This window comes from Streptosporangium sp. NPDC001681 (assembly GCF_040298085.1).
GTDB lineage: Bacteria > Actinomycetota > Actinomycetes > Streptosporangiales > Streptosporangiaceae > Streptosporangium.
Genome location: NZ_JBEOZN010000155.1, coordinates 1 through 21,252, shown reverse-complemented (window position 1 = coordinate 21,252; position 21,252 = coordinate 1). Strand labels below are relative to the sequence as shown.

Genomic DNA, 21,252 nt, shown 5'->3' with positions numbered 1-21,252 from the left:
GGGGTTGTGAACGTCTGGTCGTTGGTCCGGGCGTTTCTGGTTTTCGATGTACTCCTTGATGATGCTCAAGGGTGCGCCGCCACAGGAGGCGGCGAGGTAGGACGGCGACCGGAAACGGCCGCCCCACAGGTACTTGCGGACGTGAGCGGAGTACTCCTTGCCCAGCAGGCGGGCCGATCAGCCCCGAAGGATGGACATCGTGTCGGTGGATCGCGAGTCACGAGCCCTGTTGGAACAGAATCAGATGATCACAGCGACCTGTCATTGACGGTTCACCACCTCCCGCTGGCTCGACCCGAGCCACGGCGGTGTCAACCTCGGCTTCCCCACCAACGGCTAGGAGTCGCCCGGCTTGCCATGTGATCTTGTGGGGTTCTGGACGAACGCCGTGCCCGCCGCCGGTCCTTGCGACAAGGTGATCGTCCTGCTGCCCCACATCGCATTTCTCGCCATCGACGGCCGGGCTGCGAGGTTCACAGGCCAAGCGACACCGGTCTGCCCGGAACCCCGCCGGCGATCAGCGCGGCCAACGGTGAGGCGAGGTCGCGGGGCGAGAACAGCTCGGCACCGCGGTAGTCGGCGATGTCTCGCAGCCGCCACCAGCGGAAGCCGTCGATGTTCTCGGTGGCGAGTTCGTCGTCGGACATCGCACCTCGGGGCTGGAACGATGCGGTGCGGATCAGGAAGTAGTCGTTGACCACGCCGTCGTAGCCTGCCGCGTGACCGGGTGCGACGACCCGCTGGTGCCATACATGCGGCGGGTCGGAGTCGAACGCCAGCCCTACCTCTTCATGCAGCTCGCGGCGCAGCGCGGCAAGCGGGGTTTCGTCGCGCTCGACCCCTCCGCCGGGAGCGGCCCAAACGACCGTGCCGGCCGGCTCAGGAATGGCGAAGCGACACAGCAGGATGCGGTCGTGCTCGTCGAGAACGACCGCCCTGACTGAGTGACGCAGGTTCAACGAAGACATCCGGGCAGGCTATCCGTCTGCCAGTGAACTACACGACCCCTTGGAATCGATCATCTAGCCCCCGCGCCACGGTCGGGCGAATCGAGCGGAATGTCACGCCAAGCCGCGCTAACGCGACTTCTCATTCGGATGCTCGTCAACCCCCTACTGCCCGCCTGCTACGGGTTGAGGGAGGTCGCGTTTGCCGATGAGGGTCAGCACCAGCGCGATGGTGATGACGGCCAGGCCTGCGGAGCTGTAGAGCACGGCCGATGCGCCGGAGGCGATGGCGTTGCCGAGGAGGTCTTCGATGGTGGCGCGGGCGGTGGCGGGGGTGAGGTCGAGGACGCGTTGGATATCGCCATTGGCGGCGGCGGCGAGGACGGCCTCGCGTGCTGCGGCGGGCAGGGACGGTCCGGCGGCGACTATGCCCGCGATGCGGGTGGTGTAGATGGCGCCGAGGACGGCGGTGCCGATGCCGGCTCCGATGGAGGCCAGGCTGGTGATCGTGCCGGCGACCATGCCGGCTCGTTCTTTGTCGGTGACGTTCATGGCGACGGCCATCACGGGTGCGCCGGCGATGCCGCCGCCGATGCCCCAGATGAGCAAAGGAACGGTCAGGAGCCACGGTGAGATGGTCGGAGTGAAGGCCAGTGCCAGTAAGGTGGCGCCGACCGCTTTGCAGGCGTAGCCGCCGGCGATGACGTGGTCGGAGGGAAATCGGCTCAGGAGTTTGCCTCCGAGCATGCCCGCTGCCATCTGGGCGAGGAAGACGGGCGTCAGTAGCAGGCCGCTCTGCGTGGGGTTCAGGTGCAACGACCCCTGAAAGTACTGCACGAAGTAGACCGTGCCGCCGATGGTCAGGACGCGGGAGATGAAGACCGCCAGGGCGGCGCCGGTGAAGGCGGGCCTGCGGAACAGGGCGAGGTCCAAGGTGGGCGCACCGACCCGGGATTGGAGAAGGAGGAAGGCGGCGAGCAGGATGGCCGCGACCGTGAGCTGCGTCAGTGTCGCCGCCGATCCCCAGCCTTGGTCCTCGCCACGAAGCAGCGCCAGGTTGGCCAGGGCGAGTGAGACGATCAGCAGCGCGGTGCCCGCCCAGTCGATCCGGCCGTGAGCGACCCGGCTGGAGATGTCGGCGGGAAGTGTTCGCAGGCAGATCACGAAGGCCGCGACACCGATCGGTATGTTGATCAGGAAGATCGCACGCCAGCTCAGCGTGTCGACGAGGGCACCGCCCAGCAGCGGGGCGATCAGGCCGGCCGCGGTCGCCGCGCTGCCCCAGGTGGAGATGGCCATGTTGCGCCGTTCCCCCTCCAGGTGCTGAGAGAGCAGGGGAAGCGCGTTGACCATCAAGATGGCGCCGCCGATGCCCTGTACGGCGCGGGCAAGGTCGAGCAGCGTGGTGGTCGGCGCCGCGCCGCAGACGAGCGACGCGGCGGTGAACAGGGCGATGCCGAGCAGGTAGATGCGGCGTCGGCCGATGCGGTCGGAGAGGCTTCCCGCGGCCTGGGTCACCGCGCCCATGGTGATCATGTATCCGATGATCACCCACTGGATGCCGGCGAGCGTTCCGCCGAGGTCGGCTTGGATCGCGGGCAGGGCGCTGGTCACGATCGTCATGTCGATCACGACCAGCGCGGTGCCGGCGATGACCAGGCTGAGAATCGCGCGACCCCGAGCGACCGTCGGATGGCCGGCGGTCGGCGGGGTCATCGGAGAAATCCGGGGAGATGCGTGTTGGTAAGGCTCACCTAAGTGAGGGTGGCGTAAGTAGGGCATTAAAGTCAACAATGTGTGAAGTTTAACGGCGGTTATGCTCGGACGGTGCCCCACGATCCCGACAAGGCCGACGCCACCGGCACCGACAGCCCACACCGGCGCCGGCGGCCGCTCACGCGCAAAGGCCGGCCGACCCTGACCAAAGACCTCATCGCCCAGGCGATGCTCGACCTCGCCGGTGTTCACGGCTTCCGGACGGTGACCATGCGGCTACTGGCCGAGCATCTCGGCGTGACGGTGCGAGCCCTCTACAACTACGTCGATGACCGCAGCGAGATCGTGGCTCGCGCGGTTCAGCTGTTCACCGAGCAATGGCCGGCCCCGCGGCCGGACCCCGAGGACTGGGAACGCAGCATCTGCGAGTACGGCGCCGCGCTGCGCGCGGTCTACCGGCGCTATCCGCGCGCCCTGCTGGTGTCGCTGGACGAGCAGATCGACGACCTCGCGATCGGCCAAGACCGCCTTGTCCACACCGACGCCTTCCTCGGCATGCTGCGCACCATCGGGCTGGACATCGCCGAGGCTCAGATCGTGCACCGCGATCTCGCGCTACGCGTCTTCGCGTTCGTCCTGCTCGTGGACTACCGCCAGGACCAGGGCGAGCCGGTCATGCAGCACACTCCCGTCCCGCGGCTCTGGCTGCAGGCACACCCCGGCCTCGCCGTACCACACCTGCGCGAAGCGGTCGCCGCCGCTCCCCTGATGACCGTGGACGAGGCGTTCGAGCGCACCATGCACGGACTCATCGTCACCGTGCGCGACCTGCTGGCCACCGCACAGCACATGCGCTAGCCATGGCGCCGCGTTCGAGCCCTCGCTGAGATGGCCGAGTCCAAGCGGATCATCCGGGAGAGGTCGCTGAAGGGTCCGGCTTCGGTGCGCGAATGCGGCTGCCCCGGTGGCCGCCGGGAGTTCGGGGACCAGTTGGTGATCGACGGGCCGAAATCGGCCGATCGACGACTCCTCAAGAGAGGTTGCGGACTTGCTGGCAATTGAGGCGTTCGAGGCTCGGGAGTCCGGTGAGGGTGATCTGGATACTTGGTGCCGGGTGTTCAGTGAGGGGCAGGCGGAGCTGTCCGGCGGGGCGGTTGAATCCGGTGCGTTGGCCGAGCGGTTGCGCGCCGAGGTTGGGGGCGGTGCGCGGCGGTGGGCGGCTCGTCAGGCTGGGCGGATCTGCGGGGTGGCGGAGGTGCGGCCGCAGCAGCATGATCCTGCGATCGGGTTTCTTCGCCTGTTCGTGGCGCCATCGGCGCGATGCAGGGGCGTCGGGTCGGAGTTGCTCGCTCGCGTTGTGGCGGATGCGGGTGTGGAGCGGGTTCAGGCGACGGTGTTGGCGGGACCGCCTGGTGAGCCGTTCGTTCGCGGGTGGCGAGTGGTGTTGCGGCTGGAACTGCATGAGCAGCGACTCGATCAGGACGTGCTGAAGCGCTGCCATGAGCTGGCGATGGCCCCTCAGCCGGATTATCGGGTGGTGTCCTGGCGGAGTGCGGTGCCCACGGAATGGGTGTCCTCGTTCGGGCGGGTGATGGGCCATGTGCTCGACGCGCCGGGTGCCGCGCTGCAGATGGCGTCTCGGGCCTGGGACACCGCAGTGGTCCGTGCGTGGGAGGCGGGGATGGACGGGCAGCATCTGCTCGTCTGCGCGGTGGTTCACTCATCCTCGGGCGAGGTCATCGGGGCCACGGTAACCACGGTCCCGGGTTCGGGAGCGACGGTGGCTGATCAGCACGACACCGCGGTGCTGCCTGGGCACAGGGGCGGCGGGCTGGCCCGCTGGATGAAGGCCCGGCAGACACTGCGCCTGCATGAGTTGTTTCCCAAGGTCGAGTCGGTCACGGTTACGGTGAACCACGAGAACGCGTCGATGCTCGCCGTGAATCGGGCGGTCGGCTACCACCTTGTTCGTGAACGCCTGCTCGTGGAGATGCCGACCCCGCCCATCGGCAACGATCGGGCCCGGAGGCGTCCACCGCCATCCCGTTGATCCGCTCGATTCCGCGCCGGGCAACGTGAGCCTGGAGTCGATGATGACCGAGATCCGCAAGCTGACGGCGGCCCGGACGATCGAGCTGCCGCCCGGGTTGTTCGCCGACGTGGCGCCCAAGGTTCCGGCGTCCTGGCGGGCCCGGGCGGCAGTGGAGGGGCCTTCTCACATGCGCACGCACCCGCGCGAGCTGACCGTCCTGCTGCTGGCGGCGCTGGTCCACGAGCGGGAGCAGGAGATCACCGACACGCTGGTGGAGCTGCTGATCGCCACTGTGCATCGGATCAAGGCGCGGGCCGACAGCAGGGTGACCAAGGAGTTAATCAACGCATTCAAGCGGGTGACCGGGCAGGAGGCCCTCCACTCGGGTCCGCGCGACCAGCCCCAAGCCACCCTCCCGCCTGTCCGCCGGTATCTGACCCGCCGCTTCATCAAAGGCTGAACCGTCGCGTGCCCGCCTGATCGCGGGCGCGCGACAACCTGTATGCCTCCACCGCCGCACGCATTTCCGCCCTCAAGCGGGTGGGTATCAGGTGTCTATGTCCGGCGGAGTGAGATGGGCAGGCGGAAGCGCCAGGCGATCCAGACGATGGCCAGGTCGCACACGACACACGACGAGTCCCACCACGGCGGGAGCAGGACCGCCCAGCCGCTGTCCCCTCCTTCGCTGACGTTCCAGATGTTTTCAACACCCTCTGCTCCAGAACGTCCACGCCGGTCGATGACGGTTTCCGGGGTCGGGGTGACTCGGCCTTTGGGGAGGCGCGGCGGGTTAGCCAGGTGGGAGTGCGCCAGGCATTGCCGGCAGGGTCGGGGGTGTCCAGTCCCACAGGGGGCCGAGCGCGCGGGGCGCGAGGCGCGCCCACAGCGTTGAGGGAGTGAGCCGGAGGGCGAGAGCGGTCAGAGCATGGGTGATCGGCCCGGCGTTGATCACTTGAAGACCGGCCTGGCGGGCGTTGCGGGCGGTGGCCTGGGTGCGGGGGCGGCGCTGGGCATCGTAGGCGTCCAGCGCCGCGGGTACGGAAGCGTTGTCGGCGAGGGCGGCGGCCAGGACGACGGCGTCTTCGATCGATTGTCCGGCGCCTTGTCCGCGATCAGGGCTCATGGCGTGGGCGGCGTCGCCGAGCAGGGCGATCCGGCCGCTGGTGTAGGCAGGCAGATCGGGTAGGTCGTGGATGTCGAGGTGGCGGACCTGTTCGGTCGGCGTGGCCTCCAGGAGGGCGGGGATCGGGTCGTGCCAGCCGGCGACGCGCCGCCGCACTTGCTCCAGTTCGTCGTCGAAGCGGACGCCGGGCTGGTCGGCGGTGGTGCCCAGCGCCCAGTAGACCTGGCCCGGCGCGACGGGGTGGATGAGGAAGTAGCAGCCACGGCCCAGGGTCATGCTGCCGTTCACCGGGACGGAGGTGTCGGCCAGACCGAGCCAGGCGGTGTAGCCGAGGAAGCGCGGGCCGGGGGCGTGCGGCCACAGCAGGCGGCGGGTGAGGCTGTGGATGCCGTCGGCGCCGACGGCCAGGTCGGCGTCCTGCCGGCCGGCGGTGTGGGTGACGGTCACCTTCTCAGAGTCCTGGGCCAGGCCGGTGACCTCGACGCCGGCGTGCACCACGTCCTCGGGCAGCGCCTGGCGGAGCAGCCGATGCAGGGCGGCGCGACGGAAGGCGCGCAGCGGCGGGTTCTGGCCGGTGGGGGCGTGCATCAGGTGGCGGCCTGAGGGCAGGCGCATGGCGTGAGTGGCCCAGGTCGGCATGCTCGCCGCCTCGGCCTGTTCGGCCAGGCCGAGTTCGGCCAGGGCGCGCATCGCGTTGGGCGATTGCGACAAGCCGGCGCCCACCTCGCCGAAGGCGGGCACGCGCTCCAGCACATCCACCTGCCAGCCGATGTGGCGCAGGGCGACGGCGGCGGCCAGACCGCCGATGCCGCCCCCGATCACGATCGCATGGCCGGTCATTATTCCTCCTTGTCCAGCGGTGGGGCCTGTTCGAACACCTTGGCCATCCACGCGAAGGTGGCGTGCGCTTGACGGACGCGTGCGGCCCGTTCGTCGTCGGGGCCGACCAGATCGAGGCCCTGGCGGGTGATGTCGAGGAACGAGGCGATCCCCGCCACCTGCTGCCGCACCACCGCCTGCCAGGCGTCGTCGGCCATCCGGTAGTACATGGTGCGATCGCCCGGCCGGGTCCTCCATGTGAGGAAGCCCATGCCGGTCAGCAGCCGCAGGTTCATGGTCAAAGACGCGCGGCTGGCGCCGATGGCGGCGCTGATCTGGCCGGCCGACTGCTCCGGCGGATCGCAGACCATCAGCCAGCCCAGGACCCGCCCGGCGATCGGCGGCACACCGTCGCGTGCCAGGTGCATGGCGACCTGCTCGGCCCATTCCAGCAGTTGTTCGTCGTCGGCCACACGAACCCCCTCTTTCGCGAGTTTCAGTATGAGCTAAAATCCATGTATCCAACAAGATGGTGAGCCGGGAAGTCTGGTCGGCCCGCGACACGCGTCGCGGAGAACAAGGAGGGCTTCGCCTATGTCCACCACATGGCTGCTGCGCTGCGGCCTGGCCGCCGGTGTCCTGGTTCCGGTAGCCACGTGCCGATACCCACGATCCCCGGACCGTGATAGCGCTCATGCCACTCGGTCACGAAACCCGGCGCGGTTCATCTACCGTGACGTGCTCGGCTTTGAGGTACACAATGACGTCGAATTCGAGGGGATGCGGTGGGCGCGCGTCGGCCCACTGTCGCAGCCGGACGTGCAGATCCTCCTCGAATCGCCCGGCGCGGACCCGGGTGCCTCGCCGGCCGACCGGCAGGCGATCGAGGACCTGAATGGCCAAGGGCCTGCTGGGCCGTCTTGTCTTCGCGACCGACAACTGCGACGCCACCTTCGAGCACATCGAGGCAGCGGGCGCTGAAGTGATACAAGAACCGATCAACCAGCCCGACGGTGTCCGCGACTGTGCCTTCCTCGATCCCCCGGCAATATGCTGCGATTCACCCAGCCGCGGCAGGTGGTCCTGGCACTCGCGTCGCGGCAGGCATACACCGCGAGGTGCCGCCAGGCGCCCTGAACGCGGCTGCGGAAAGGGCGGTCCTGCTCCTCTGGTCCACCTGTGTCCGGAATCTCTGGAGCACCTCACCGGGAAGCCGGCGTGCGTCGCCCGGGGGTCACGGTTCGGGTGGGGTCTGATCAGGCCGGTCCAGGCCGGCCCGCAACTCTGCGGTAACCGCGCGCTCTCGTAGCTGGGCGGCCTCGGCGCGCAACGCCTGCGCCTGCTCGCGCAGGTCGGACAGCCGCATCTGTTCCATGGCGAGCTGCATTCGCGCCTCGTCGCGTTCGGCCTGCGCCTTGTTCACCTGCGCCGCGGCATGCTCACGTGCCTCGGCGATCTCCTTGGCCGCGCGCCTGTCGGTCTCGGCCAGCTGTCGTGCCGTCCGTCTCTCCGCCTCGGCCGCCTGTTTTTGCGCCCGGGCGGCCTGGGCGCGTGCCTCAGAGGTCTCGGCTGCGGCCTCGCCACGCGCCCGGGCCTCGGCGTCGGCCCGCGCCATCGCCCGATCCCGCTCGGCCTCGATCGCCTGGGCTCGGGCGGCCTCGGCCACAGCGGCCCGTTCGGCCTGGGCTCTGGCCTCCTCGGCCTCCCCCGCCGCCTGGTGTGCCCGATCTCGTTCCACGCGCGCCTGCTCGGCCTGCCGCTGATCCTGTACGGTCTGCGCCCGGGCCGCGCGCACCTCGGCCTCGGCGGCCTCCACCCGCTCGGCCATTTCCCGTACCGCGGCGTCGCGAGCCCGCTCGGCCTGCTCGGCTCTGCGTCTGGCCTCCTGCTCGGCGTGCTTGGCCTGGCGTTCGGTGGCGGCCGCCTCGTGCAGGGCGGCCAGCGCCTGCTCCCTGGCGGTCTCCGCGTCGGCCAGCGCGATGTCACGTTCGGCGTTGGCCTCCTCCACCTGAAGCGTCATCGCATCCCGCTCGCGCCGGGCGTGCTCGGAGGCCTCGCGTGCCAGCTGTACCTGTTCGAAGGCCTGCTCCCGCTCGGTGCGCGCGATCGCCACCCGGGTGTGCGCCTCGGCCTGTACCGCGCTCACCTTGGCCTCCACCCCCGCGGGGCTCAGCTCTTCGGACAGCACCTGCGCCAGCGGCGCTATCGCCGCGATCATTCCCTTCTCCATGCGCTCGTAGAACTCCTCGGCTCTGGCCAGCGCCCCCTCAAGTCCCGGCGTCGCCCGCCGCATCTCGCGTTCGCGCTTGGCCACCGCCTGGCAGTCCCCCTGCGCGCAGTACGCCCTTGGCCGCCCCCGCCCGGGTTTTTGTTCGATCGGTGTCCCGCAGTGCTTACACGGCGTCACCGTGCCCGACTCTCGCATGACCTCAGCGTAGCATCTTTGATTTTCCAGAAATTCAAAATCAATAAATAAGATCCGTTGCGTCTACCTCGCACGAATGTAACTACCGGGAATGTAAATTCCCGCAAGTTAGGATCTGTGAGAGTCCATGGCTGCTGCTGCTGTTGCAAATCTGCAGCGAGATGTCAGTAGAAATCTGCATGAGGTGTCAGTGCGCAGGTCAGGGCACTTTTCGGCTGCGGGTGATCACCTATGGGGATCTTCTCTGAGGCCATGTCACGCCGCCGGAGGCGTCTGCGGGCTTACAGGCCGTGGCGTTGCGCAGGATGTGTGGTCGCGCTGGTGACCACTGGCGTAGAGCAGAACTATGACCCAGGAGGCTTGGCTTAGCGATGACGACGGCCTAGGGATGGTGGCGGGACGCGCCGTTACGCCGGGCACAGAGGTTCTTTGCTGCTGAGGTGGCGTGACTGACATCAAGTGACGTTTTCAGGAAGGCATGACGAGAAGAAAAATGCTCTGACCTGGAGGTTCGTCACCTGCTGTCAGTGGAAGTCGTCATCAGGATGTCAGTGACGCCTCCGTCAGCGACGAGTGTCCCATCGGCTCGAATGCCCGTCTCTTCACCTGGTCAGGCTCGATACCCGTACCCCTTGAGCAGGGGCAGGAGATGGCGTTGAGAGAGGCGTTTTCCGGTGCCGACGGCCGCTGTGGCGGAAGGGCGTGAGCGTCTCAGGGACGCTCAGAGAAGTCCTCGCGATGCGCAAGGTTCGGCTCTCCAGCCTCCCGCGTTCGGTGGTGAGGTCCTCCCTCCAGCTGGCGGCAACGGGTAACACGCGGACCGGCGCAGGTCACAAGCATGCTTTGGCTGGTCAGGCCGGTGAAGGCCAGGGTGGTGTCGTCCGGTTTTGTGCGGGTTACAGGCCGACGCCTCGCATCGCGTTGTCGCGCCAGCGGTCGACGGCGCGGATGTAGCGCAGGACGACCGGGGAGGTGGGGGCCCAGCGGCCGTGCTTGGCGATGACGGAGACGGGGACGCCCGCGGCGTAGGCGACGGTGGCGCCACCGGCGCGCAGGCTGTGCGCGGTGAACGTCTCTGCGCCGGGTACGGTAGCGCGGACGGCGAGGTCGCGGACGATGACGTTGACGGCGTCGGCACCCAGCCGGGGGCCGAGGTTGCCATGCCGGTCGATGCGGCGCAGCAACCGCCCGGAGGTCTCCCCGACCTCGCTGAGCACGGCGGTCCAGTCTCTCCAGACGGCCACCGGATCGGTCAAGGGGTGGCTGCCGCGGGGAATGGCGATGGTCTCGCCCCGGCTGTCTTTGTCGGTTTTGGAGGTACGGATGATGACCTCCAGCCCGTCGTGAACTTCGCGTACGTCGTCGCAGGTCAGGGCGACCAGTTCGGAGCGGCGGCCCATCAGGGCTAGGCCTAAGACCAGCAGGAGCCGGTCGCGCAGGCCGATGCGGGTGCTCAGGTCGCAGGCGCTGACCATGGCGCGCAGCGCGTCGATGCCGACCGGTGGGGCTTCGCGCTGGCCGCGGGTGCCGGCCTCGGCGCGGGCGCGTTTGTAGGCGCGCAGCGCCAGGCGGGCGGCGTCGGTGGCGGGCTGGTTGGAATGGCCGGCCAGGCGGTGCATGGTGCGCACGCAGGCGATGGCTTGCTCGATGCTGGCCGGAGCTCGGTCGGCCGCGCACAGCGTCTCGACGTACTCGGCCAGCGTGTGGCCGGTGGCGGGCAACTCGACCCGGCCGCGCTCGATGCACCAGGTGGAGAAAGCGGCCCATTGGCGTTCATACGCACGCCGGGTGTTGGGGGGTACGCCGTCGGCGATGCGGGCCCGGGCCTCGTCGCTGAGCGCGTAGTCCGCCGCGGTGTGCCGTCCCGCACCGGCGGGCGCGATCGCCCCCTCCACGTCCCACTCCTCTACTCGGACGATTCGCCCGGCGATCGGCTCCTCAAGGTGCCCGTCATACGTCACTCGGCAGCCTCCAGAGGGCTCGCTCGGGGGGCCGTTCTGACCCGCGATAAGTGTGGTTATGCGGTCGACAGGCAGCCCTGGGGTACCGCGCTGCGGATCCTCGACAAGATCAGCGCGAGAGGAGGGCCGCTCCGACCCACACAGTGTGATGGTCAATGAGCCGACATCACCGGCGCTCGCCGTCCGTTCCTCCTCGCCTGCGGAGACGCTGCGCGTCCTCACGTCGCGGTCTGCTCCTTGATCAAGGGAATCTGCCCACCGGCGAGCACCATCGCGATCTGGCGGGGGGAGAGCCGGTGGCGGACGACGACGTCGGCGCCCGTGGTCGTGTCGCGTACGACGATGTCTCCGCCCCTCTCCAACGCGGCCCGCAGGTCCCGCAGGGACAGCTCGTCGCCCTGGCCGATGCGGTCGTAGTCCGCCGGATCGGTGAACTCCAGGGCCAATACGCCGAAGTTGGCGAGGTTCTGCCAGTGGATGCGGGCGTAGGATTTCGCGATCACCGCGCGCAGGCCGAGGTAACGGGGTGCTATCACGGCGTGTTCGCGAGACGACCCTTGACCATAGTTGGCGCCCGCGACGATGACATGCGGTCCGGCTCGATGTGCTCGGGCGGGATAGCTCTCGTCGATCTGGCCGAAGGTGAACTCGGCGAGCCGTGCGATGTCGCTGCGGAAGGGCAGGACACGGGCCCCGGCGGGCAGGATCTCGTCGGTGGAGATGTCATCGCCCAGTTTGATCAGGACAGGGCCGCGCAGCCGGTCCGGCAACGGATCGAAGTCGGGCAGTCTCCCGATGCTGGACGCCTTGACCAACTCGACCCGCCGCGCCTCGGCAGGGGCGAGAGGCGGCTCGAACATGCCCTCGGGCGCACCGGCCCGCGCGGGCAACGTCAGGGCGGGATACTCGATCCCCAGCAGGTCGGGCAGCGTCCTGGGGTCCGTGATGCGCCCGGTCAGCGCGGCGGCCGCCGCCGTCTCCGGAGAGCACAGCCACACCGAGTCCTCCTTCGTTCCCGACCGGCCCGGGAAGTTACGCGGTACGGTGCGCAGGCTGTTGCGGCCGACCGCGGGCGCCTGCCCCATGCCGATGCAGCCCATGCATCCGGCCTGGTGCAGCCGCGCGCCGGCCCTGATCAGGTCGAGGGTGGCCCCCATGCGGGTGAGGTCGGCGAGGATCTCCCGCGAGGTCGGATTGACGTCCACCGACACCTGAGGATGCGCCTGGCGACCCGCCAGGATGGCGGCGACGATCGCGAAATCCCGCAACCCCGGATTGGCCGAGGAGCCGATCACGACCTGGTGAACGTCCTCACCGGCGACCTGGCGTACCGGGACGACGTTACCCGGCGAGGTGGGCGCGGCGATCAGTGGTTCGAGGACCGACAGGTCGATCTCCTCGCGAACGTTGTAGCGGGCGTCGAGATCGGGAAGGATCTCGGCGAAGTCGCCGGCTCGCCCCTCGGCGGCGAGGAACGCGCGCACCTGCTCGTCGGCGGGGAACACGGACGTTGTCGCGCCGAGCTCCGCGCCCATGTTCGCGATGACGTGCCGGTCCATCGCCGATAGCGCGGCCAGCCCCGGTCCGTGATACTCGATGATCCGGCCCACCCCGCCTTCGACGCCGTGACGGCGCAGCATCTCCAGGATCACATCCTTGGCCGACACCCACGGCGGGAGCGTGCCGGTCAGGCGCACTCCCCAGATCTCTGGCATCGTCAGGTACAGCGGTTGCCCCGCCATCGCCATGGCGACTTCCAGACCGCCCACGCCGACGGCGAGCATGCCCAGCGATCCGGCGGCACAGGTGTGGGAATCAGAGCCGACCATCGACGCGCCCGGAACTCCGAAGCGCTGCATGTGCGTCGGATGCGACACGCCGTTACCGGGCCTGGAGTACCACACCCCGAAGCGGTGGCAGGCCGAACGCAGGAACAGGTGATCGGCCATGTTCCGTTCATCGGTCTGCAACAGGTTGTGGTCGACGTACTGCACCGATGTCCGGGTGCGAACCCGGTCCAGGCCGAGCGCCTCCAGCTCCAGCATCACCATCGTCCCCGTCGCGTCCTGCGTCAGGGTCTGGTCGATGCGCAGCCCGATCTCTTCCCCGGGTGTCATCACGCCGTCCACGAGGTGGGCGCCGATCAATTTCTGGGTGACGTTGAGTCCGGTCATGGCTAACCTCTGTGAGCGCAAACCGCCGGTACGATCGAGTGGATCGTCGATCCCGACGTGCCCGCACAGCACGCCGCCGTTGCCCTCACAGCCACTGTACGACGACGCCGGAAACGGACGGGCAGGGGGCCTGACCGCATGGGACGCGCTATCTGGTCCGTCTAGGGGCTGTGCGGAGTTGAGATCATGATGTTGCGGATTTACCTGCGCCGAGCCCGCTGACACCGGTAGATCACCTCGTCATGGCGCGTGGTGACCTTACCGATGAGGAATGGTCCTTGGCCCTGGGGCGGGATGACCGGAAGAGGCGCTCGGGAACCCAGAGCTTATTTCTTAGGCCACAGACTGAACCGTCGTCGATTCCCCTCGGCCCCAGGTGTTGCGACCACCTTTAGAACCCAAGGCCCGCAAATGGGGCCAACTGGGCCGCCATAGCCACAACCACACGCCGCCCCATCCAGGGAAGCCATCTCAGGCGCTCGGGCCCGTCGCCGACGTGGCCCCCTCGGCCTCCTCGGCCACGGTCAAGCGTGACTGTTTTTTCCTAATATGTGTTTCTTTGTCGCGATCTCGGGAAGGGCGGCCAGCGTCGAAGGCGAGGTGCTCCTGACGCATTCGAGGTGAAAGGCGCTGCCCCGCCGGTGTCCCACCTTCCTCCCGCCCGGCCGGTCAAAGCCTCCGGGGAGGACGGATCCCGAGACATAGCGATCGATTGGGGAGTGGTGATCGTGAAGTGCGGAGTACAGATGGCCTTGGCCGTCGGCGCGGGTTACCTCCTTGGCCGGAGTCACAGGCTACGGATGGCACTCGCACTCGCGGCCGCCGGCGCGACCGGCGGGCTGGGCTCGGCCGGGAGCAAGCTGCTCCAGCAGGGCCTGAAAACGCTCGGATCCTCTCCCGAACTGGAGAAACTCGCCGACACCGTCCGCTACGAGGTGCTCGAGGTCGGCAAGACCGCCGTCAGGACCGCGGCCAGCAGGCAGATCGACTCACTGACCTCGCGGCTTCACGACCGGGCGGAGTCGTTGCGGACGCCCGGCGGGTTGGGCCGCGTCGTCCCCGAGGAAGAGGAAGAGCCTGTGGCCAGGCGCCGCCCACCCAGCGGCAGGACCCGCCCCGCCCGCGAGGAACCGGAGGAGGAAGAGGGATACGAGGAGGGCTACGAGGCGGGAGAGGAGTTCGAGGAAGAGGAGGAGCCCAGGGCCAGGCGCCGGCCGGCCGGCAGGACCCGCCCCGCCCGCCGGGAACGGGAACCAGAAGAAGAGGAAGAGGAGGAGGAGGAGGGGTACGAGGAGGTGTCGGAGAGAGAGGCGACGCGCCACGGCGGCGTGCGGCGTGAATCGACGTCCTCACGCGACCGGCCGGTCCGCCGGGCAGGGAGGTGAGCCCGATGGCCGAGACATCCAGGACCAGAACCCGGCCGGCGCCCGAGGCCGAGCAGCTCCTGCCCATAGAACAGCTCACCCAGGAACTGCGGAACCTCGCCGAGGCCGTCGCGAGCGGATCCTGTCGTCCGCGACCGACAAGATCTCCGGGATGACCGAGCGCCTGGCCGACTACGTGGGGTCCCGGTAGTACTGGCGAAAAATCCAATGGATATACAGGTCAGAGCTTCCTTAAGAACCTTCGGGCACAGCCTGGAAGGTGGGCCGCTGACCTGCATATCCGTTGTTTCCTGCGCCGTTACTACTGGGACCCCTACGCGCGGGCGCGCGAGGTCTCCGATCACAGAAGTCTAGTTCCGTGACCCCTCCGGCGGATCAGCCGGTCCCCAACCGGCCTCCGGGGAGGATCGGACCGGATTTTGGCGGTAGGGCTGGAGCGGTGATGATCTACTGAGTCAGCGGGTCGGCCACAACTTTACGCTGTGGTCGACGCTGCCGATGGCGAGGGTTGTGCCGTCCGGGCTGAAGGCCACCGACCAGACCTCGTCGGTGTGGCCGGTGAGGGTGGCAACGGTGTTGCGGCCGGCCACGTCCCACAACCGCACCGTGTCGTCGAGGCTGCCGGTGGCGAGGAGTTTGCCATCCGGGCTGAAGGCCACCGAGGAGACAACGTCGGTGTGGCCGGTGAGGGTGGTGCTCGGTGCTCGGTGCTCGGTGCTCGGCGCTGCTGCGGAGGGGTCGTATTCACACCCGTAGGTGTAGAAGATCACGCTTGAGATTGACTTGAAGGTGCCTGCATCACCTTCTGCCCGCCTCCTGGGTGAATCGGCGGGCGGATGCCGCGTTTTCAGCCGTCCGGGATCGATGCGGTTCTGGAGAACAAGCTCATTCCAGCCGAGCGACACCGTATATGTCATCATTCGTAGGTGATCCAATCTGAGATGAGCGCATCCCGCAGGCGATCTCAGGAATGGTGAGAAACATCGTCGCCGCCGTGGCCGCGCTCATCGCCGCCGGAGCGCTGGCGCTCGCCGGGCCGGCCCCCGCCGTCGCGCGGAGCGCTCCGGAGCCTCCGCATCTGGAGGATCACCCGTGCCCCGTGACGGTTCCCGAGGGCACCCGGTGCGGGTATCTGGTGGTTCCCGAGCGGCGTGACCTGCCGGACGGGCCGAGGGCGAAGGTGGGCTTCGCCGTGCACCGGTCGGCCGCCGCGGACCGCAGGCCGGACCCGGTCGTCTACACCAGCGGGGGACCGGGCTCGGCGTCGATCCAGCTTGTCGGCTATCTCGCCGAGATGTTCCCGGACCGCGACGTGATCGCGCTGGAGCAGCGCGGCGGCCTGTGGTCGCGCCCCCGGCTCGACTGCCCGGAAACGGTCCGCGCGATGCTGGACACGCTCGCGAGCCCCGGCCAAGCCACGGCGGAGACAGGCGTGATCGCCGCGGGCGCGGCGGCGTGCCGCGCCCGGCTCGGTGTGGACCTGCGGGGATATAGAACGGCGGAGATCGCCGCCGACGTGGTGGACCTGCGGCGGGCGCTGGGATACCCGCGGTGGAACCTGTTCGGGGTGAGCTACTCGACCAGGTCGATGCTGGCGGCGGCCGCCGCCGACCCCGGGGGCACCCGCTCGGTGGTGCTCGACTCCTTCCTGCCGGCCAGCGTGAACTGGTACGACGACACGACCCACAACCTGACGGAGGCGCTCGGGAAGCTGGCCGGCCAGGGCTGGCCGGACCTCGCCACGCGGTTCACGGCGATGATCGCCGACCTGAACGCGAACCCGGCGGCCGTCACCACCCGCGACCCGCTGACGGGCGGGCCGATCACCGTCAGGCTCACCGGCGACGACGTGGCGACGATCATCGGTGAGGCCATGCACGCGGTCGAGGTGCTGCCGATCGTTCCCGCCCTGGTCGACGGACTGGCGGAAGGCCGCCGTGACCTGCTGCAACCCCTGGTCGACGCGGCGGGCCCGGCGCTGACCACCTACGCGTTCGGCCTCTACCACGCGGTCCAGTGCCAGGACGAGGTGCCCTACAACTCCTTCCCCCCGGCACGGCCCAGGCTGTTCACCGCGGTCCACGACCAGGCGGTCTGCGATGCCTGGAAGCTGCCCCGCGCACCTGCCCCGGCGGCCACCACCACGGCGCCCGTCCTGGTACTCGGCGGCCAGTACGACCCGACGACGCCCACCCGTACGGCCAGACCCGCCGCCGAGGCGCTGCCCGGCGCGCGGTTCGCCGAGTTCGCCGGGGTCGGGCACGCGGTCTTCCTGTCGAGCAGATGCGGCCGGCGGACCATCGCCGCCTTCCTCGTCGACCCGGCGGCCGCGCCGCCCTGTGATCCCGGGCAGGCCGCCTACCGGGTCGTCCGGCCGGGGGAGCTTCACCTCACCTCCGCCCTCTACCGGGCACAGCGGACATGGTGGCCCCTGCTGCCGTTCGGGCTGTTCGTGCTCACCGCGCTGGTCCAGCTCGCGGTGGGCCTGCGGCGCCCGCGCCGCCGCCCGTACACGGTGGTTGCGGGGCTGTCGGGGCTGCTCCTCACCGGGCTGACGGCCGACGCGCTGTACGGGGTGATCGCGGAGAACGAGACCGTGCTGGGAGTGGGCGTCCCCTCGGCCCTGCCCTGGTACGGCCTGCTCGCCTGGCTCGGCCTCGCCGCCACCGCCGTCGCGGCGGCCCGCCGGCCGCGCGCGGGAGACGAAGGGCCCGCCGTGGGAGATTTCCGGAAACCGCCGGGAGCCCACCTGGTGGCGGGAGTCGTCTACCTGGGGTTCCTCACGTGGTGGTACGTCTATCTCTTGTGACCCGCGGCCGCCGGAGGCTGGCGGGTGGTTTTGTTCACCAGTTCCGGCCGCAGTTGTTCGCGACCGACGACCGCACCTCCGACCTGGTGTGGTCGATGTTCGCCAGTTCTGACCGCACCTGGTCGTCACACGAGCGGGTGCCGCTGACCTCGGCCAACACCCTGCCCTCGTCGATGCCAACGACCTGAGCCTGTGACTGCGGTCACTTCTCGCGAACGCCGGCGCACCTCGGTGCGGTCGGAAGTGGCGAGCATTCGCGATCACTTCTCCCGAGCGAAACCAGTGACGAAGACGGCGAGAAGGGCAAACAAAGCTGCCTGTCAGGGGAATCGGTCCATGCCACGGCCAACTTCTGGATCTTGCTCGTGTCGCGCGGCGAGGGCCCACAGCCCTGCGTACTGATCACCAGGTGCCATGACGAGGAATTCGCAGAGGCCGCAGGCGGCCATCCACTCGCCGTCAACATCGGGATCGCAATCCGGATCTTCGCATAAGCCTGCTTCTCCATCCGCGCAGTTGGGCTCCCACATGAGCGTGACGAGGTGTTCTTCCTCGTGACTCACTCCAGGATGCGGGTCTGAGAGGGTCCGTGGCATGGCAGCAGCTTACGAAGGAGCTTCTCGATCCACCGTGTAAAGCTCAACGCTCGCATAGCCCGCGCCGTGCTCCCATACCGCGAGAGTGATCTGCAGGCGCCGCAGTGATGTGCAGCAGCAGGCGACGGCGAACCGGGTGCCGGTGCGCCTGCGGGAGGTCGACGAGCTCTCCTGTCCCAGATCGCCATCAGGTCGATCAGGCCGCCCGGGGTGTCGGTCGGGCTGGGGGCAGCGCCATCCGGGGCGCCGATGATGTGGCCATGACCGGCCAACTTGGTTGGATCCCCGGTGGTCGCAGCCGCGTTTTTCTAGCGTGAGCGCTGTGACCCAGGACATGCTCTTCGAGCTTCCGGCAGGTGTCGACCCGCTGGCCGCGGCCCTCGGTGCCTGCGCACGTTTCACGGCCCATATGGGCACGTTGACCTCCCAGCTCAGCGAGCTGGAGCTGAGTGAGGACGACGTTGAGCAGGTTGAGGAGGCTTTTAACCAGGCTCTGGTCGCCCTCACCGGGATGGCATCGGTGATCATCGGGTTGGAGCGCGAGGTCGACGGCGCCACCTGTACGCACTACACGGTGCTCACCGACGCCGAATGGGAGCCGCTGGCCCAGGGCGCGCACGCTCGCGCCGATATCTACGCCTGCGAACTGGAGGCCGGGCATCCGGCGCCGCACTTCTCCCTGGCCCAAGCGATGGGCGGCACCGAAGACAGCGAATACGTCTGGGTCCGCTGGAGCAGGGGACGCAAAGCGGTGGTCGCGGACGTGCCGCCCTGCCCAGCTGAAACCGTCGACCCCGACGACGATGGTGACTCCTGGCTGTGCCAGCTTCCCTGCGGCCACCCGGGCAAGCACTCCTTCGAGATGGACCAGCCCGCTGACCTCGCTCGTCAGCCCAAGCAGGAAATCCTCGACAAGATGAACGAGCTGCTGGCCGTCCACCAGGGCCCGGCACATTCGGAGTAGGGGGTGACGAGCTCGACCTGGTGCCCGGCGAGCGCCCCGTCCCGTGCTTCGTTGAGGCGAGGGCCTGACGAAACTGCCGGCGCAGCGTAGCGTCGAGGTATGGCCGAGGAGGAGAACGCGCCGATCTGCGGCACCTGCATGGGTGCCGGCGGGGAGTGGATCGACCGCAACGGCAGCAGCACCAAGCAGAGCGTCTGGGTGGCGTGCACCTCGTGCGCCGGGACGGGACGGCGATGACCGACCCGATCACCTGCCCCGAATGCGAAGGGGAGGGAGGCCGGCGCCTGGGTCGCCTGCGGATCGCCTGTCCGTTCTGCCACGGCCGGGGCTGGGTTGGTGCCGAGTACGAGCCCGCCGAACCTTCCCCGCCGCCCGCCGGGCCGCCGCCGGCGTGGGAGCACCGCATTTGGTCGGACTCCGCGGTCGCCGCCTTCCTGGGGTGCCGCTACTGCCTGGGGTCCAAGACAGTGGCCCACCTGGACCAGAGCACTCGCACGCTGGTGATGGCACCTTGCCGATGCCGGACGCCGGGGGATCTGTCGGCGAGCGCGTAGGAAACCGCGGTTATGTTCGGCCCTCAGCTGCGCGGCGCCACTCCAGGACATGACGACAGCTGCGGGGTAGCGTGGATGTTCTCCTCCGACGGGGAGAACCACCCTTGGGCGGCCGGTGTGTAGCCGGGTGCGACGTCGGTCGGCCTCCCGGTGTGAAAGGCGAGCGTGGTGGTTTTGGGCACCGGGGCAGGCGGAACGACGCTACTGCGGCTCCTCAATGTGGCCGGAATCGGGACACTCGAAGCCATCAACTTCGATTTCCGGGACGGCTGTATATGTGAGCCGTCCCGGAAGCAGCGGTGACCACCGTATCGGGTCGCGCGATCACGTCCCTGTTCCGTACGTGGGCGCCGACGGCCCTCGGCTCATCCATGCTCGCCTGGGAGATCCCGCTTGTCGCCGCGCTTGTGGCACGCATGCAGCAGGGTGCCGAGGGCTTGGCCGCACTCGGCATCGCCCTGTCCATCCTGTTCGTGCTCAACTCCCCAGCCTTGGCCCTGACCACGCTCGTTGTCGCCAAGGGAGATCCGCGAGCCCGTCGTCCGCTCTTTCGGCACGCCGTGGTGACGGGTGTCGTTGGATGCGCTCTCATCATGGTCATGCCCATGCTGCTGCCCCTGACGGCCTTGGGATCGGACGATGTGAGGGACTCAGTCCGTGGATGCCTGTTGTCGTTGGGGACGGTTCCGCTGGCGGTCGCGCTGCGCCGGTATCTGCATGGTTGCCTGATCCAGGAGGGCAGAACGCGGCCGATCGCGCTGGCCACGGTGGTGCGGATCTGCTGCACTATTGTCGCCGGGCTGGTGCTATGGCACACGTCACTGGCGGGGGCCACAGCCGGGGGGCTTACTCTGACATGCGGAGCATGGGGCGAAACCGCGCTGCTGGCCGTGATGCGGACGCGCACTCCTGTAGATGGGCAGGCCCGATGGGGCCGCCGCGTTTTGGTCATGCATGCTCAGCTTGCCAGCAGCATCCTGCTGAACATGAGCCCTCGTCTGATCACCACCATCGGGATAGTGGGGGCCAGCGACGAGTTGCCGTCGCTCATCGTGTGGCCGGCGATGTTCAGCTTGATGGCGCTCGGCACGGTGCCGCTCACAGATCTGGACTCAGTCGGTGCTTCGTTTCTGAAGAAGGGCGGCGACAGGCGCATTCTGCGGCGTTTTTGCCTGTTCCTGTCCGCTGCAGCCGCTGCCCTCTTCGCGGTCATCGCCGTCACCCCGCTGGGCCGCTTGTACCTGGTGGACTTCACCCATGTCCCGCCCGGCCCAGCAAGCCTCGGCATCGATTGGCTATGGGGGCTCGCCTGTGCACCCGCACTGTGGGCGGTACGCGGATACCTGCGGGCTCTGGCCATCGCTGAGGATGCCAGCCGGCTGTTGCCTTGGGCGGCTGGCATTCACCTCCTAGCGCTCACGGCCTTCAGCCTGGTGTTCCCGATGAGTGGTTTGCCGGGGGTGGCCTGCGCCTCGTTGGCTGTCCTCAGCGCCTTGTGCATCGAAATACTCTTTCTCGCCCCAAAAACCCTCTATCGGCTCCAGTTGACCGGTATCCGGAGCGCACAATGACTGCACCGCTCCCAGCACGATGACCGCTGCCTGAGTGGCCAGTCGCATCCGCCAGGCCATGTTCGGGAGGAACCCTCCCTACCAAACTAGACAGAGGCAACAAAAAGGTACATAACTCTGTATCGAGGGTGGGGAAGGAGACATCCCTTCGTGGGAGCACGACAGCCAGACCCCGA

The 21,252-nt window shown here is 68.5% G+C and carries 20 protein-coding genes; 10 read left to right on the top strand and 10 right to left on the bottom strand.

The genetic code is table 11. From position 1 onward, the window contains the following. The 3 genes from ABT130_RS41365 to ABT130_RS41355 form a co-directional block, all read right to left on the bottom strand. On the bottom strand, window positions 1-168 hold a 168-nt coding region (locus ABT130_RS41365), incomplete at its 3' end, for a transposase (protein ID WP_451935020.1). A gap of 305 nt (window positions 169-473) precedes the next feature. After that, on the bottom strand, window positions 474-968 hold the full coding sequence (locus tag ABT130_RS41360; RefSeq protein ID WP_350965137.1) for an NUDIX hydrolase: 495 nt from the start codon (window positions 966-968) through the stop codon (window positions 474-476). Window positions 969-1,112: 144 nt separating this feature from the next. Continuing rightward, entirely contained in the window at window positions 1,113-2,663 is a 1,551-nt protein-coding gene (locus ABT130_RS41355) for an MFS transporter (RefSeq protein WP_350965135.1), read from the bottom strand. A gap of 111 nt (window positions 2,664-2,774) precedes the next feature. On the opposite strand from ABT130_RS41355, the gene ABT130_RS41350 reads away from it, so the two are divergent. The 3 genes from ABT130_RS41350 to ABT130_RS41340 all read left to right on the top strand — a co-directional run bounded on the left by ABT130_RS41350 (window position 2,775) and on the right by ABT130_RS41340 (window position 5,155). Further along, window positions 2,775-3,521, top strand: a complete 747-nt coding sequence (locus tag ABT130_RS41350; protein WP_350929402.1) for a TetR/AcrR family transcriptional regulator — start codon at window positions 2,775-2,777, stop codon at window positions 3,519-3,521. 190 nt (window positions 3,522-3,711) lie between these two features. Beyond that, entirely contained in the window at window positions 3,712-4,713 is a 1,002-nt protein-coding gene (locus tag ABT130_RS41345) for a GNAT family N-acetyltransferase (RefSeq protein WP_350965133.1), read from the top strand. Window positions 4,714-4,753: 40 nt separating this feature from the next. Beyond that, window positions 4,754-5,155 (top strand): hypothetical protein, encoded by a 402-nt coding sequence (locus tag ABT130_RS41340; protein ID WP_350965130.1) that lies wholly within the window; start codon window positions 4,754-4,756, stop codon window positions 5,153-5,155. A 330-nt stretch (window positions 5,156-5,485) separates the two neighbouring features. Here the strand turns inward: ABT130_RS41340 and ABT130_RS41335 are convergent, their stop codons facing one another. The 3 genes from ABT130_RS41335 to ABT130_RS41325 form a co-directional block, all read right to left on the bottom strand. Further along, window positions 5,486-6,658 carry an FAD-dependent monooxygenase gene (locus tag ABT130_RS41335; protein WP_350965127.1) on the bottom strand — a complete coding sequence of 391 codons (1,173 nt, stop codon included), beginning with the start codon at window positions 6,656-6,658 and terminating at the stop codon, window positions 5,486-5,488. Next, a complete protein-coding gene (locus ABT130_RS41330) occupies window positions 6,658-7,110 on the bottom strand; it encodes a GbsR/MarR family transcriptional regulator (RefSeq protein ID WP_350929410.1) in 453 nt (150 codons plus the stop codon). Before ABT130_RS41330 ends, ABT130_RS41335 begins: the two co-directional genes overlap by 1 nt. Window positions 7,111-7,342: 232 nt before the next feature. Next, window positions 7,343-7,588 (bottom strand): hypothetical protein, encoded by a 246-nt coding sequence (locus tag ABT130_RS41325; RefSeq protein WP_350965142.1) that lies wholly within the window; start codon window positions 7,586-7,588, stop codon window positions 7,343-7,345. Between ABT130_RS41325 and ABT130_RS41320 the strand changes: the two genes are divergently transcribed. Beyond that, complete coding sequence (locus tag ABT130_RS41320) at window positions 7,533-7,946, top strand: VOC family protein (RefSeq protein ID WP_350965124.1); 414 nt, start codon at window positions 7,533-7,535, stop codon at window positions 7,944-7,946. The genes ABT130_RS41325 and ABT130_RS41320 overlap by 56 nt on opposite strands. Here the strand turns inward: ABT130_RS41320 and ABT130_RS41315 are convergent. The 3 genes from ABT130_RS41315 to ABT130_RS41305 form a co-directional block, all read right to left on the bottom strand. Then, on the bottom strand, window positions 7,872-8,951 hold the full coding sequence (locus ABT130_RS41315; RefSeq protein WP_350965121.1) for a coiled-coil domain-containing protein: 1,080 nt from the start codon (window positions 8,949-8,951) through the stop codon (window positions 7,872-7,874). The genes ABT130_RS41320 and ABT130_RS41315 overlap by 75 nt on opposite strands. A 1,007-nt stretch (window positions 8,952-9,958) precedes the next feature. After that, window positions 9,959-11,023 (bottom strand): tyrosine-type recombinase/integrase, encoded by a 1,065-nt coding sequence (locus ABT130_RS41310; protein ID WP_350965118.1) that lies wholly within the window; start codon window positions 11,021-11,023, stop codon window positions 9,959-9,961. 218 nt (window positions 11,024-11,241) lie between these two features. Then, the gene (locus ABT130_RS41305) at window positions 11,242-13,197 is read right to left on the bottom strand and encodes an aconitate hydratase (RefSeq protein WP_350965116.1); all 1,956 of its coding nucleotides are present in this window, start codon (window positions 13,195-13,197) and stop codon (window positions 11,242-11,244) included. 800 nt (window positions 13,198-13,997) lie between these two features. On the opposite strand from ABT130_RS41305, the gene ABT130_RS41300 reads away from it, so the two are divergent. Then, on the top strand, window positions 13,998-14,582 hold the full coding sequence (locus ABT130_RS41300; RefSeq protein WP_350965113.1) for a hypothetical protein: 585 nt from the start codon (window positions 13,998-14,000) through the stop codon (window positions 14,580-14,582). 455 nt (window positions 14,583-15,037) lie between these two features. Here the strand turns inward: ABT130_RS41300 and ABT130_RS41295 are convergent, their stop codons facing one another. After that, window positions 15,038-15,502 carry a WD40 repeat domain-containing protein gene (locus ABT130_RS41295; protein WP_350965112.1) on the bottom strand — a complete coding sequence of 155 codons (465 nt, stop codon included), beginning with the start codon at window positions 15,500-15,502 and terminating at the stop codon, window positions 15,038-15,040. 50 nt (window positions 15,503-15,552) lie between these two features. Here ABT130_RS41295 and ABT130_RS41290 point away from each other — a divergent pair, with 50 nt between their 5' ends. The 5 genes from ABT130_RS41290 to ABT130_RS41270 all read left to right on the top strand — a co-directional run bounded on the left by ABT130_RS41290 (window position 15,553) and on the right by ABT130_RS41270 (window position 21,076). Beyond that, a complete protein-coding gene (locus ABT130_RS41290) occupies window positions 15,553-17,391 on the top strand; it encodes an alpha/beta fold hydrolase (protein WP_350965109.1) in 1,839 nt (612 codons plus the stop codon). Further along, a complete protein-coding gene (locus tag ABT130_RS41285; RefSeq protein WP_350965107.1) occupies window positions 17,388-17,579 on the top strand; it encodes a hypothetical protein in 192 nt (63 codons plus the stop codon). Before ABT130_RS41290 ends, ABT130_RS41285 begins: the two co-directional genes overlap by 4 nt. Window positions 17,580-18,309: 730 nt before the next feature. Beyond that, entirely contained in the window at window positions 18,310-18,951 is a 642-nt protein-coding gene (locus ABT130_RS41280; RefSeq protein ID WP_350965105.1) for a hypothetical protein, read from the top strand. A gap of 99 nt (window positions 18,952-19,050) precedes the next feature. Next, window positions 19,051-19,188 (top strand): hypothetical protein, encoded by a 138-nt coding sequence (locus tag ABT130_RS41275; protein ID WP_350965102.1) that lies wholly within the window; start codon window positions 19,051-19,053, stop codon window positions 19,186-19,188. Between the two features lie 616 nt (window positions 19,189-19,804). Next, window positions 19,805-21,076, top strand: a complete 1,272-nt coding sequence (locus ABT130_RS41270) for a hypothetical protein (protein ID WP_350965099.1) — start codon at window positions 19,805-19,807, stop codon at window positions 21,074-21,076. Window positions 21,077-21,252 lie beyond the last annotated feature (176 nt).